Raw genomic sequence first — 12,942 nt, forward strand, 5'->3', positions numbered from 1 at the left:
CCACCATGCACCAGCGCGAAACCCGAAAGCCCCGCCTCTTCCGATCCCGCCGCCTGCCGCCGCGGCCGGTGATCTGGTTCTACCTGTGGCTGAGCCTGGCCGTGGCCCTGGTCTTCGCCTGCCTGCCGGCCTTCGCCAGCGAGCGGGCGCAGGCCACCGACCCCGAGCCCGAAGGCCTGATGCTGCGCGCCGGCGACCAGTGGGTCGCGTCCATCGCCATGGACACCACGGTGGACATGCAGGTGCACGGACTGCTTGCCGAAGTCAGCGTGCGCCAGACCTACCGCAACGACACCAGCGAATGGCGCGAAGGCCGCTACCTGCTGCCGCTGCCCGAGAACGGCGCGGTGGGTGCGCTGACCCTGCGCATCGGCGAGCGCCTGATCGAAGGCGAAATCCGCGAGAAGGCGCAGGCCCAGGCCGAATACGCCGCGGCGGTCGCCAGCGGCCAGCGCGCCAGCCTGGTGGAACAGAACCGCCCGAACCTGTTCCAGACCGCCGTTGCCAACATCGGCCCGGGCGAAGAGGTGGAGATCGAGGTGCGCTACTGGCAGCCGGTGCTCTACCGCGACGGCGTGTTCTCGCTGACCCTGCCGCTGACGCTGACGCCGCGCTACCTGCCGGGCAACGACGGCGGATCCTATGCGCAGCAGACCGAAGACTTCCGGATGCTGCCCGCCGCAAATGCGCCTGAAGCGCTGCCCGCCGTCGCCGGTGCCCACGACGCCGGTTCGGCGCTGCCGCCGACCGTGTCGGTGACCGCCGAGATCGAGCCCGGCCTGCCGCTGCAGAGCCTAACCAGCCCCAGCCACGCGGTGACCGTTGCGGCCGAGGGCCCGACCTATCGGGTCACGCTGGCCCAGCTCGTCGAGTCCGGCGACCGCGATTTCGAGCTGCGCTGGGAGCCGGTGCCGAGCAAGGCGCCGCGCAGCGCGGTGTTCACCGACCGCTACGCCGGCGAGGACTTCGCCCTGGTGATGCTGGTGCCGCCGACCCTGCCGACCGCGCCGCTGCCCCGCGAACTGATCCTGGTGATCGACAACTCCGGCTCGATGTCCGGCGCGTCCATGACGCAGGCGATCGAGGCCGCCGACCGCGCCCTGGCCCGCCTGCAGCCGGGCGACCGCTTCAACGTGGTGCGCTTCGACGACACCTTCGACCTGCTGTTCCCGACGCCGGTGCCGGCGCAGCCGGGCAATGTCGCCCGCGCCCGCGCCTACGTGCGCTCGCTCACCGCCGACGGCGGCACCGAGATGCTGCCGGCCCTGCGCGCGGCTTTCGAAGGCCAGGCGCCGGCCGGTTTCCTGCGCCAGGTGGTGCTGGCCACCGACGCCGCCGTCGGCAACGAGGACGAGCTGCTGCAGCTGATCGAAAGCGCGCGCGGCGAGGCCCGCCTGTTCCCGATCGGCATCGGCAGTGCGCCCAACGGCCACTTCCTGCGCAAGGCCGCCGAGGCCGGCCGCGGCACCCAGACCCTGATCCGCGACGTCAATGAAGTCACCGAGCGCATGGACGCGCTGCTGGCCAAGCTCGACAAGCCTGCCATGCGCGACGTGCAGCTGGACTGGCCGGGCGTGGCCGAGATGTACCCGGCACGCGTTCCCGACCTCTACGCCGGCGAGGCCGTGCAGGTGATCGCGCGCCTGGACCGCCTGCAGGACGCCGTCACCGTGCGCGGCCTGCGTCCGCAGCCCTGGGTGCGCCGCGTGCCGCTGACCGGCGGCCACGCCACTGCCTCGCCCGGCATCGGCCGGCTCTGGGCCCGCGCCCGCATCGATTCGCTGGAGGACGAACTTCGCCGCGGCGGCGACGCCCACAGCCTGCGCGCCCAGGTGGTGGACGTCGCGCTGCGCCACGGGCTGGTCAGCACCTACACCAGCCTGGTGGCGGTGGACCGCACGCCGGCGCGGCCGAAGGACGAGGCGATGGGCAGCACACGCCTGCTCAATGCCACGCCCGAGGGGTCGCTGCAGTTCGCCCAGGGCAGCCTCGGCTGGCAGCGCGAGCTGCTGATCGCCCTGGTGCTCGCCCTCACCGCCTTCGTCCTGATGCGTTTCCGGAGCTGACCCATGATCGCCCGCTTCGTCGCCTGCCTGTTCTGCGTCGCCCTGCTCTGCCTGCTGCGCGATCCCGCACAGGCCTGATCCCACGCCACCCTGGAGAAATGCGCCATGGTCCTGATCGTCGAACGCCGCGATGCCCCGTCGCCCACGGCCATCGTGGATCCCGGCCCGCGTTCGCTCGAGCGCGCGCTCAAGCACATGCATTGGCACTTCCTTCCGGGCGACGCCAGCCCGCTGGTGCAGCGCCGGGCGAGCTTCCTGTCTTCGTCACCGACGGCGCAGGAGGCGCCGTGATCTTCCGTCGCGCGCGGTCCGCATCAGGGATGTACCCTCGGGGCAAGGAAGCCCCACCCAACGAGTTGCGATGCTGGCTCCAACGCAGCCTGATGGTCGGTTCACTAGCGCTGGCGCTTCATGCGAGCTGGCTCCCGGCCAAGGCGGTGCTCGCCCAGCAACTTCTGGCCTCGTCGTGGGAATCGAGCAAGCACGACGGCTACCCGCACCGCCCCTGGCCCTGGGCCGACACCCACCCCGTCGCGCGCATCGAGCAGCCGCGCCTGGGCATCTCGCAGGTGGTGCTGGCCGGCGATGCCGGCCGGCCATTGGCCTTCGGTCCCGGCTGGGCGGAATCGAGCGCACGGCCGGGCAGCGCGGCCGGCACGGTAGTCATCAGCGGCCATCGCGACACCCACTTCGCGTGGCTGCGCGACCTGCGGGCCGGCGACATCGTGCGGCTCGAACACGGCGGCGGCCAGCGCGACTACCGCGTCACCGCCTTCGACGTCGTCGATTCCCGTCGCCATCGCCTGTCCGCCACCGACCACGACCAGCTCGTACTAGTCACCTGCTGGCCCTTCGACGCCACCGCGCCGCGCGGCCCGATGCGCTATCTGGTCACATTGGTGGCGGTGGAAGCATGAGAGGGTGCAGCCGCGGGGGCCTGGGTCCTACAGCCTAGTAAAGGACATGGAGCCTCCACTCCGGTGAGGACTGATGGCAAGCGTATTCTTCGGAGAACTCCGCCAGGTAGCTGTATCCCTTTCCGCGCCCAGCCAAGTCCAACAAGAACAGGCGAAGCTGCTCGAGAACGGCGGGACTCCCCCAGATGCGGAGGATGTCGCGCTGCTCCCAGTCACTCACCGAGGGATAGCGGTTGTCCTGATTCTGAAGCGAAGTCATCAGAATTCCTGCTTCAGAGTCGCTGTCGATCTCGATCCGGATGTGCGACGCGGTGTAAAGGGTCGCAACCGTCTTGCCGCGGATTGCCGCTTCAACGGCTCTGGAGAATTCGACGTAATCGCTCGGCTTGCCGTATAGAACGAAATCGTCAATGAGTCCGTTGATGGCAAACAGCTTGCGATATTCCAAGTGGAGCATTGGCACCCCTGACGCCCGTTTGATCCGCTCATCGACTTCCATCCGCGTTGGCCCGCGGAAAAAACTAGACCTCGGAAGGAAGGAGGACCACGCCGTCCTCGTCGGCGTATAGCCAGTGCCCGGGTTCGATGTGCACGCCGCCGATGTCCAAGGCCACGTCGCGCTGGCCCTTGCCGAGTTTTTCGGTCTTGCGCGGGCAGGTGCCCAGCGCCTTGACGCCCAGGTCGAGCCGGCCGATCGCCTCCGTGTCGCGGATCGCGCCGAACACGAGCACGCCGGCCCAGCCGTTTTTCACCGCCATCGCCGCCAGGTTGTCGCCCAGCATCGATCGTTTCATCGATCCGCCGCCGTCCACCACCAGCACCCGGCCCTGCCCCGCTTCGGCCACCGCCTCGCGCACGCGCGAGTTGTCCTCGAAGGCGTGCACGGTGCTGACCGGGCCGTGGAAGGCGATGCGGCCGCCGTAGTCGCGCAGCGGCAGGTCGAGCACGCAGGCGTGGTCGTGGGCGTCGCAGAGGTCGGCGGTCTTGAGGGCCATGGTTCGATTCCCGCAGCGGGTGGACGACGCGGCGCCGCGGCGGCGCCGGAACACGGGCTCAGCGGCGCGCGGCCGCCACTTCGGCGCGCATCTGCGCGATCACCGTCGCGTAATCCGGCGCGTTGAAGATGGCCGAGCCGGCGACGAAGGTGTCGGCGCCGGCGGCGGCGATCTCGCGGATGTTGTCGGCCTTCACGCCGCCGTCGATCTCCAGGCGGATGTCCTTGCCCAGGCGGTCGATGCGCTCGCGCACGCGCTTGAGCTTGTCCAGCGCCGAAGGAATGAAGGCCTGGCCGCCGAAGCCCGGGTTCACCGACATCAGCAGCACCAGGTCGAGCTCGGGCAACACGTAGTCCAGAACCTCGACCGGCGTGGCCGGGTTGAGCACCAGGCCGGCCTGGCAGCCGTTGGCCTTGATCAGCTGCACGGTGCGGTGCACGTGCTCGCTGGCCTCGGGATGGAAGCTGATGAGCGTGGCGCCGGCCTTGGCGAAGTCGGGCACGATGCGGTCCACCGGCTTGACCATCAGGTGCACGTCGATCGGCGCGGTGACGCCGTGCTTGCGCAGCGCCTCGCAGACCAGGGGGCCGATGGTGAGGTTGGGCACGTAATGGTTGTCCATCACGTCGAAGTGCACCCAGTCGGCGCCGGCCTTGAGCACGTTGTCCACTTCCTCGCCGAGACGGGCGAAGTTGGCGGACAGGATGGAGGGCGCGATCAGGCAGGACGACATGGGCGGTTCCGGCGGGAGCGGGCCGGGCCCGCGACGGGACGATTCTAGCGCCCCGGCCGGGCCGGGGCCGCCGCGCGGGCCTACTTGCGGCGCAGCTTCTGGATCTGGTCGTAGGCGGCGTTGATCTCGCGCGCCTTGCTTTCGGCCTGGTGGCGCAGCTCCTCGGCAGCCCCGGTCAGGCGGTCCGGGTGGTACTGGGCGATCAGGCGGCGATAGGCGCGGTCCACTTCACCGTCGGTGGCGTCCTCGCCCAGGCCGAGCACGGCATAGGGATCGTGTTTTTTCGGGCGCAGCCAGTCGGCGTCGAAGGCGTGGCCGATCAGCAGGCCGATCAGGGCGCCGGCCGGGTGGCGCAGCAGCAGCCAGCCAGCGACAAACCCCAGCAGCTTTCCATACCACCTCATCGGGCGTCTCCCGCGTGGAATCCCGGCCGCGAGGCATACCAGGCGGCCAGGGCCCGGATGTCGGCCGGCTGCAGGCTGTTGGCCAGGCTGGTCATCGGCACGTGCTGGCGCTTGCCGCTGCGGTAGTCGACCAGCGCGCGCTCCAGGTACTGGCCGTCCTGGCCGGCCAGGTGCGGCGTGCCGGCGATGCGGCTGATGCCATCTTCTCCGTGGCAGGCCACGCACAGGCCCAGCTTGGCCGGACGTTCGGGGCTCGCGGCCGGCGGGGTGGCCGACGCGGAGGAAGGGGCGGCGGATTCGGCGCAGGCCGCCAGGGAGGCGGCCGCGAGGGGGAGCAGCAGGAGGCGCTTGAGCATGGCCGAAGTCTAGCAGCGGAGTCCGGGCGCCGGCCCCTGCGCGCCGGCTCCTTCCGTCCCCCACCGGTGCCGGGCGGCCGGACGCGCCCTTACAATGGCGCCCTGCCCCGTTCGCCCGAGCCCGCCGTGCCCACCACCCTGCATACCTCCGACCTGCCCGGCCTGCGCCTGGTCCACCGCGGCAAGGTCCGCGACGTCTACGAGCTGCCGGGCAACCGCCTGCTGATGGTCGCCACCGACCGGCTTTCGGCCTTCGACGTGGTGCTGCCCGACCCGATCCCGGGCAAGGGCGAGATGCTCTGCCAGATCAGCAACTTCTGGTTCGACAAGACCGCCCACCTGATGCCCAACCACCTCACCCACGAGGACGTGGCGTCGGTGCTGCCGGCCGGCGTGGACCCGGCGCTGTATGCGCGCCGCGCGGTGGTGACCAAGCGCCTGAAGCCGGTGCCGGTGGAAGCCATCGCCCGCGGCTACCTCATCGGCAGCGGCTGGAAGGACTACCAGAAGACCGGCGCAGTCTGCGGCATCACCCTGCCCACCGGCCTGCAGCAGGCGCAGCAGCTGCCGGAACCGATCTTCACGCCTTCGACCAAGGCCGCCGTCGGCGACCACGACGAAAACGTCAGCTTCGACGCCGTCGTGGACAAGGTCGGCGCGGAACTCGCCGGCCACGTGCGCGACGCGACGCTGGCGATCTACCGGTTCGCGGCGGCCTACGCGGCCGAGCGCGGCATCATCATCGCCGACACCAAGCTCGAGTTCGGCCTGGACGAAAATGGCGTGCTGCACGTGATGGACGAGATGCTGACGCCGGACAGCTCGCGCTTCTGGCCGGCCGACCAGTACCGGGTCGGCATCAGCCCGCCCAGCTACGACAAGCAGTTCGTGCGCGACTACCTGGAGACGCTGGACTGGAACAAGACGGCCCCCGGGCCGAAGGTGCCGGCCGACGTGATCGAGGGCACGCGCCGCAAGTACGCCGAGGCCCTCGACCGGCTGGCCGACCTGCGCCTGGACTGATGTTCCGGGCCCGGGCCGGGTCTATGATGGGTCCATCCCCGCCCTTCGGAGACCGGCCATGGCGACTTCACCCGACCTCGCGGACGTGCCCGACCCGCGCCGCCCGATCGACCGCTGGCTGTTCAGCTATTCCGGCGACCACGTCCATCCGACCAACCAGCTGATCCACCTGATCTGCGTGCCGGCCATCGTCTGGTCGGTGACCGCCGGTTTCTGGATCATTCCGGTGCCGGCGGCCTTCGCCCAGCCGGGCACCTGGATGGCGGTGGCGATGTTCCTGGCCTGGGCCTGGTACTGGCGGCTGTCGCGGCCGCTGGCCCTGGGCATGCTGGTGGTGTTCGTCGCCTTCGGCGTGATCAACCGGCTGCTGTGGGAACGCCTGGGCGCGGCCAATCTTGGCTGGCTGGCCCTGGGCGTGTTCGTGGTCGCGTGGATCGGCCAGTTCATCGGCCACAAGATCGAAGGGCGCAAGCCCAGCTTCCTCACCGACCTGAGTTACCTGCTGGTCGGGCCGCTGTGGACGCTCGACAAGCTCTACCGAAAGTTCGGCTGGGCGCATTGAAAAAGAACGCGGGCGCCGAAGCGCCCGCGTCGACAACCCTGGCGGCGGGCGTCAGCCCATCGCGCCGGCCATGCCGGCGGCGCCCAGGCCCAGCACGACGCCCAGCACGATGCTGATCACGACCGTCAGCACCACCATCACCATCAAGTAGAGCAAGGCCACCAGCAGCGAGCGCCCGAAGCCGATCGCGCGGCCATCGGGGTGCTTGATCAGCAGGTTGATGAAGGCCGCGTTGATCACCAGGCCCGCCACCAGGCTGATGCCCCAGACCAGCAGCATGCTGCTGCCCATCGCCGCCATCGCGGCGGCCGGGTCGGCGTCGGCGCCCATCGCCGCCATGTTCGTGCCGACGCCCAGCACCATCGTGGTCACGACGTTGACGATGAAACCAGTCACCGCGGCCAGGAACACCACCAGCAGCGAGCGGCCGTAACCCGGCGAGAAGCCCTCGACCAGGCGCACCGAGAACTTCAGGACCAGGCCCGCGAACAGCAGGCCGATGATCGCCGCCACCAGGAAACCCACCAGCATCCCCCCCACTACCGCCATGTCCATCGAATCTCTCCCCAGTCGATTTGGATTGCGCGAAACGCGCTCGAACTCTGCCCCACGCCCGGCGGCGGGGCAAGACGCCGCTCCCGCGACGGCCGATAATGCCGCTCCGACCCCAAGAGCCCGCCGATGCCCCCGCGCGACATCCTGCTGGCCCTGCTGATCTGCCTGGCCTGGGCCGGCAACTTCCTGTGCTCGGCGCTGGCGCTGCGGGAAATGCCGCCGCTGCTGTTTTCCGGCCTGCGCCTGGCGCTGCTTGCGCTGCTGCTCGGCGCCCTGCTTCGGCGGCCGGCGCCGGGCCAGTGGCCGCGCCTGCTGGCGATCGGCCTGTGCACGGGCGTGCTGCATTTCGGGCTGAGCTTCTGGTCGCTGAAGCTGGCCGGCGACCTCTCGTCTCCCGCGATCGTGATGCAGAGCTATATCCCGATGTCGGTGCTGCTGGCCTGGATGCTGCTGGGCGAACGTTTCGCCTGGCGCACCGGCACGGCGATCGCCATCAGCTTCGGCGGCGTGCTGGTGCTGGGCTTCGATCCGCTGGTGCTCGACAACCCGGCCTCGCTCGGGCTGATGCTCGCCTCGGCGTTTTTCCTGGCGGTCGGCACCGTGCTGATGCGCGGGCTCGGTGGCATGGACCGCTACGGCATGCTGGGCTGGACCGCGGCGATCGGCGTCGGCCCGCTGCTGGGCCTGAGCCTGTGGCTGGAGCCGGGCGGGTTCGCCGGCCTGGGCGGACTCAGCGCGACGGCCTGGTTCGGCGTCGCCTACGCGGCCGTGGTCGCCTCACTGTTCGGCCACGGCATCTACTACACGCTGATCCAACGCCACCCGGTGGCGAGGGTGATGCCCTGGCTGCTGCTGACGCCAGTGTTCGTCACCGGCCTGGGCATGGCCTACTGGGGCGATAGGCCGGGGCCGAAGCTGTGGATCGGCGGCGCCATGACCCTGGCCGGCATCCTGGTGATCGCGCTGCGCAGCCAGGCGACATCGCGACCGGCGCCGGTGGCGGAAGACGTCTGACCCGGCGCGCGAACCGGCTGGCGCGGTGCCTGGCCGCGCGTACGCCGCGATCGCGCGCGGCGCCTCCGGCAGGCCCGCCCCATCGGGCCCTCAGTCGCAGGACTTGGGCTGCGACAGCAGGGCCACCGGCCGCGACTGGTTCCAGGCACCGGAGAGCGCGCCGGTGAACACGAGACTGCTGGACATGGCGCCGACACCATTGGTCACCAGGCTGCGGGTTCCGGAACCGGCGGCGGAAGGCACCAGGCCCGACGCCGCGCAGGTCGGGCAGAAGCCGTCGAACCACTGCAGCGTCAGCGCCGAAGCGCCGCCATCGAAGGCGCGCTGGCCGTAGACCCAGCGCGGGAAGCCGTTGCCGTCGTAGACGTAGGGCACGAACACTTCCTGCGGCGACGCCCCGCCGATCACCTGGTAGCTGTAGCCGAAGCCGGACAGGCTCGGCGAGTACCAGTGGCCGGACACGTCCAGCGGCTGGGCATTGAAGGTCGCGCAGCCGCCGCCGGCGCCGAGCCGCGACAGGGTTTCCGAACCGCTGCTGCCGTCGAGGTTGTAGCTGAAGGCGACGCTCTCGGCGCCCAGCTCGGTCAGGCTGACGTCGCCGACGTCGGTGGCGTGGCTGGCGCTGCCGTTCCAGACCACGCGCATCAGGTCGCCGCGGAAGATGCCGTCGGCGCCAGGCGACGCGCCCTGCGTGTAGTACCAGGTCGGCGTGCCGTCCTCGAGATAGGTGTACCAGACCATCAGCCACTGGTCGGGATTGCCGGCGGGCCCCGCGAAGTCGATGAAGGCGCCGTGGCCCGAGCGCGCGGGATTGAAGTAGTGACCGGCGCGGAAGCCCGGCCGCGCGCCGCTGGCGCTGACCTGCGCGGTCACGATGACGTCGGCGGCGGCGCCCGAGCCGTTGACCGGCGTCACGTACCAGCGGCCCGCGGACAGGGCGGCACCGCTCAGCGTGATCGTCTCGTCGCCGCTGGCCGTAGTCGCGGAAGCGCTCGCCTGCGCGCGCGCCGGCGCTGGGGCGATGGTCGAATCGGCGCTCGCCGCGCCATTGGCGACGCGCGCCACGTACAGGTCGACATTGGCGGCGCTCTGCGTGCGGAAGACCACTTCGGTCGCGTGCGGCGGCACGTCGAAGAACAGGCGGTCCTGGGCCGTTCCGGCCGGCAGCGTCAGCCTGCGCCCTACGTTGTCCGCGAGCGCGAACGGCGCGACGCCGCTGCCGGAGCGGACCAGGCCCACCGGCAACTCGGCGATCGTGTTGCCCTCGCGCGACTGGATCGTCACGACGCCGACCCGGCGTGCGCCAGCGACCAGGCCCGGGGCGTCATAACCCAGGCGGAGCGTGAATGCCTCGGTGCTGTCGGTCATGCCGGGCCCGGTGGCGACGAGGCCGCGCGGCGATCCGGCGTCCAAGGGGATCGCACTGGACTCGGCGGCCACGGTCTGGAGGCCGCCGCCGACATTGCTGCCCTGGACCAGCACCCAGTAGGTCTGCGGCGTGCTGCGCGAGCGCACGGTGAACGCGCACTGCTCGATCGCCGTCGGGCCGGTGGCGCGGCACAGCTCTTCGGCCAGGCTGGGCAGGCCGTCGCCGTTCGTATCCAGGCCGATGAACAGGTCCAGGTCCGGTGCCGGCGAGGTGATGGCGGTGCGCACGCGGTAGTCGACCGCGCCTTGCGCGCCGCTCGCCGGCACCGTGCCGGTGTAGCGCACGTTCTTGGGATTGATCTCGATGACGCTCAGGTCGTCGTAGGGGTCCGAGGTCAGGTCCTGGCCCAGGCTCGCGTTCCGGGTGACCGGCTCCACCAGGTCGGAGGCGATGAAACGTGCGTCCGGCATCGCGACCATCCCAGACAGGACGACGTCGAAATGGCCGCGCTCGAGCGTGACGGTCCGCTCGACGTCGGCCGGCGCATTGCCGCTCTGGAAGGGATCGGAATAGATCGCGATCGGCAGGTGCAGGTCGGGCCGGCCATCGCCCGAGGTGTTGACCAGGTTCAGCCGGCCGTAGACCCACTGGTTGGCGAGCGCGGCGACGTCGAAGGTGAGATCCAGCGTGGCGGTGCCGACGCCGCTCAGGCTCAGTGCCGATACGCTCGGCGTGGCCGAGGTGCCGACCGGCATGTCGACGCTGATGCTGTACTGGCCGCTGGCCACGCCCGGCATCAGCCGGAAGCGGCGGCTCAGGGTGCAGGTCTCGAAGCAGCGCTGGCTGGCGATGGCCGGCAGGTTCAGGGTGTGCGCGGTGGTGGACCGGGCGGCGCGGAACTCCGCCGCCGTGGCCTCGAGGTAGAGGCCGGCGCGGGACGCGCGGGCCACGTCGATGGTGCCCGCGCCCTGGTCGTGCGGTGTGGCCGGTGCGGCGCTGGGCAGCAGCACCGAATCGCGCGCGGTCATCACCAGGGCGGATCCGATCTGGCTCGGCGTGAGCGCGGGATTGAGCGAGCGCAGCAGGGCCGCAGCGCCGGCCACGTGCGGCGACGCCATCGATGTGCCGCCCTTCACCGCCACGCTGCTGTCCGAGGTGATGCCGGCTGCGTAGATCGACACGCCCGGCGCCGCGACGTCGGGCTTGAGCACGCCCATCGCCGGCACCGGCCCGCGGCCGCTGAAACTGGCCAGGCGATCGCCGAACGAAGGCGCGGTCTGCGTCATCGCCCCGGTCAGCCGCCCGACCTGGCCACTGCCCGAATCCAGCCAGGCGCGCATCGCCTGCGAATCGGTCGCCGAGAGATGGACCATCGGGATCACATAGCTGTCCGCGACCGTGCTCAGGCCGTCGCCGTCCTGGTTGAGCAGGATCATGCCGACGCCGCCGGCCTGCTGGACGTTGTGGGCCATCTCCACCCGCGCATAACCGACCGGGTGCACGGTCGCGCGCTCGCAGACGACGATCATTCCGCTGAAGGTGGTCGGGGTCCAGGTTGGCGGCAGGGTCGCGCCGGTGGGCGGCGAGGCGCCGGGATTGCTGCCGGCCGCGCAGTAGGGATGCGCCGGGTCGCGGACGATGGGGACCAGGGCGGTGCCCGTGCCCAGGTTGGTATTGCCCGATCCGACCAGGCTGCCCCCGCCCGGCGGCGTACCGGCCCCGGCCAGGCCGGTCAGGGTGTTGATCACCGCGCGGTCGTGGCTGACGGCCGCCACGCCGACCACCCAGGGCGAATTGCCCGGGCTGTTGAGCGTTCCCGGCTGCGGGCCGTCGTTGCCGGCGGCGACCACCACGGTGATGCCGGCCGCGCGGGCGTTGAGCATGGCCTCGGCGGAATCGTCGGCGGTCGGCGTGCCGCCGAAGCGCAGCCACGGGTCCTCGGCGTCGCCGCCGATCGAATAGTTGATGACGTCGACCTGGTCGGCGATGGCCTGGTTGATGGCCGCCAGGGTCCAGGAGCCGCGGCACAGCGCCTCGAGTTCGCAGGCCTTGTAGGACACCAGGTTGGCGCGCGGCGCGACGCCCGACATCCGGGCCGAATAGACACCGGCCGTGAAGTCCACCGGATTGCCGGCGACCGTGGCCGCGACGTGGGTGCCGTGGCCGTCGAGGTCGCCGCCGTCGTTGGCCTCGGCATCGCCCGTGCCCAGGGTGAAGTCCCAGACGCCGATGAGTTTGTTGTTCTTGGGCGCCGGCGTGCTGCCGGTGCCTGAGTTTCCGAGGAAAACGCCGCGCGGATTGGCGTGCGCGTAGCCGTCGAGGGCCGAGACCGCGGCGAAGCTGGCGTGCGTGGCGCGCACGCCGGTGTCGACGATGCCCACGACCGCGCCCTCGCCGCGGCGCGCCGTGCCGGTGGCGGTGCCGTCCCAGACCGCCGGCGCCTGCACCCAGGCCGGGCCGCGGTCGGTCATCGGACGGTGCACGAATTCGCGCTGCACGCGCCGGATGCCCGGCTGCGAAGCCAGGGTCGCGGCCTCCGCGGCCGAAAGTTCCACCGCCACGCCATTGAGCGCGAAGTCGTAGACGAACCGCGGCGCCAGCGCGCGGCCGATGCGGGCGGAGGCATCGCCCAGGCGGATGCGGCGCATGCCGCCGAGATAGTCGCGGTAGGCGGCCACCGCCTCGCTGCGCGGGTCGAGGCGGCCGGCACCGGTGGCTGCGGGCGCGGTGGGCTTCAGGCCCGGTCGCTGCTTGTCGGTGGCGGCGAAACCGCGGAACTCCGCGACCGCCGGTTCTTCGAACACAACGATGTAGACGCTGCGTTCGTCCGCCGCTGCGGGAGCGTCGGCCGCGTGCGCGGCCTGGCCGGCGGGCAGGGCCAGCGCGATCGCGAGAGAAAGCAGCAGCGGGGAAGAACGCAGCATGGGCAGGGCCTCTCTGGAAGTCGC

13 protein-coding genes are annotated in these 12,942 nt (G+C 70.9%); 6 read left to right on the forward strand and 7 right to left on the reverse strand.

The window, feature by feature from the left end:
• The first annotated feature begins 5 nt into the window (after nt 1–5).
• From E1B00_RS07565 to E1B00_RS07570, 3 genes are all read left to right on the forward strand, one after another.
• Nucleotides 6–2,066: a marine proteobacterial sortase target protein gene (locus E1B00_RS07565; protein ID WP_176693153.1), complete on the forward strand. Its 2,061-nt coding sequence runs from the start codon at nt 6–8 to the stop codon at nt 2,064–2,066.
• 105 nt (nt 2,067–2,171) lie between these two features.
• The gene (locus tag E1B00_RS15580; RefSeq protein ID WP_176693154.1) at nt 2,172–2,357 is read left to right on the forward strand and encodes a hypothetical protein; all 186 of its coding nucleotides are present in this window, start codon (nt 2,172–2,174) and stop codon (nt 2,355–2,357) included.
• A gap of 92 nt (nt 2,358–2,449) precedes the next feature.
• Nucleotides 2,450–2,983, forward strand: a complete 534-nt coding sequence (locus E1B00_RS07570; protein WP_176693155.1) for a class GN sortase — start codon at nt 2,450–2,452, stop codon at nt 2,981–2,983.
• Between the two features lie 34 nt (nt 2,984–3,017).
• On the opposite strand, the gene E1B00_RS07575 is transcribed toward E1B00_RS07570, so the two are convergent.
• The 5 genes from E1B00_RS07575 to E1B00_RS07595 all read right to left on the reverse strand — a co-directional run bounded on the left by E1B00_RS07575 (nt 3,018) and on the right by E1B00_RS07595 (nt 5,471).
• The gene (locus E1B00_RS07575) at nt 3,018–3,482 is read right to left on the reverse strand and encodes a hypothetical protein (protein ID WP_220396239.1); all 465 of its coding nucleotides are present in this window, start codon (nt 3,480–3,482) and stop codon (nt 3,018–3,020) included.
• Nucleotides 3,483–3,504: 22 nt separating this feature from the next.
• Nucleotides 3,505–3,978 carry a ribonuclease E activity regulator RraA gene (gene rraA / locus E1B00_RS07580; protein ID WP_139447201.1) on the reverse strand — a complete coding sequence of 158 codons (474 nt, stop codon included), beginning with the start codon at nt 3,976–3,978 and terminating at the stop codon, nt 3,505–3,507.
• 58 nt (nt 3,979–4,036) lie between these two features.
• Complete coding sequence (gene rpe / locus E1B00_RS07585; RefSeq protein ID WP_139447203.1) at nt 4,037–4,711, reverse strand: ribulose-phosphate 3-epimerase; 675 nt, start codon at nt 4,709–4,711, stop codon at nt 4,037–4,039.
• Between the two features lie 80 nt (nt 4,712–4,791).
• A complete protein-coding gene (locus E1B00_RS07590) occupies nt 4,792–5,115 on the reverse strand; it encodes a J domain-containing protein (RefSeq protein ID WP_139447205.1) in 324 nt (107 codons plus the stop codon).
• The gene (locus E1B00_RS07595) at nt 5,112–5,471 is read right to left on the reverse strand and encodes a c-type cytochrome (protein ID WP_246048518.1); all 360 of its coding nucleotides are present in this window, start codon (nt 5,469–5,471) and stop codon (nt 5,112–5,114) included. The genes E1B00_RS07590 and E1B00_RS07595 overlap by 4 nt, the downstream gene beginning before the upstream one ends.
• 126 nt (nt 5,472–5,597) lie before the next feature.
• Between E1B00_RS07595 and E1B00_RS07600 the strand changes: the two genes are divergently transcribed.
• The gene (locus E1B00_RS07600) at nt 5,598–6,494 is read left to right on the forward strand and encodes a phosphoribosylaminoimidazolesuccinocarboxamide synthase (RefSeq protein ID WP_139447207.1); all 897 of its coding nucleotides are present in this window, start codon (nt 5,598–5,600) and stop codon (nt 6,492–6,494) included.
• 58 nt (nt 6,495–6,552) lie between these two features.
• Entirely contained in the window at nt 6,553–7,056 is a 504-nt protein-coding gene (locus E1B00_RS07605) for an Mpo1 family 2-hydroxy fatty acid dioxygenase (protein ID WP_139447209.1), read from the forward strand.
• Nucleotides 7,057–7,107: 51 nt separating this feature from the next.
• Here the strand turns inward: E1B00_RS07605 and E1B00_RS07610 are convergent, their stop codons facing one another.
• A complete protein-coding gene (locus E1B00_RS07610) occupies nt 7,108–7,611 on the reverse strand; it encodes a hypothetical protein (protein WP_139447211.1) in 504 nt (167 codons plus the stop codon).
• A gap of 126 nt (nt 7,612–7,737) precedes the next feature.
• Between E1B00_RS07610 and E1B00_RS07615 the strand changes: the two genes are divergently transcribed.
• Nucleotides 7,738–8,625, forward strand: a complete 888-nt coding sequence (locus E1B00_RS07615) for a DMT family transporter (RefSeq protein WP_139447213.1) — start codon at nt 7,738–7,740, stop codon at nt 8,623–8,625.
• 90 nt (nt 8,626–8,715) lie between these two features.
• Here E1B00_RS07615 and E1B00_RS15585 read toward each other — a convergent pair whose 3' ends face one another.
• Nucleotides 8,716–12,918: a S8 family serine peptidase gene (locus E1B00_RS15585; protein ID WP_176693156.1), complete on the reverse strand. Its 4,203-nt coding sequence runs from the start codon at nt 12,916–12,918 to the stop codon at nt 8,716–8,718.
• Nucleotides 12,919–12,942: the final 24 nt, after the last annotated feature.

Origin of the sequence: Arenimonas terrae, assembly GCF_006265115.1 — a bacterium.
Lineage (GTDB): Bacteria > Pseudomonadota > Gammaproteobacteria > Xanthomonadales > Xanthomonadaceae > Arenimonas > Arenimonas terrae.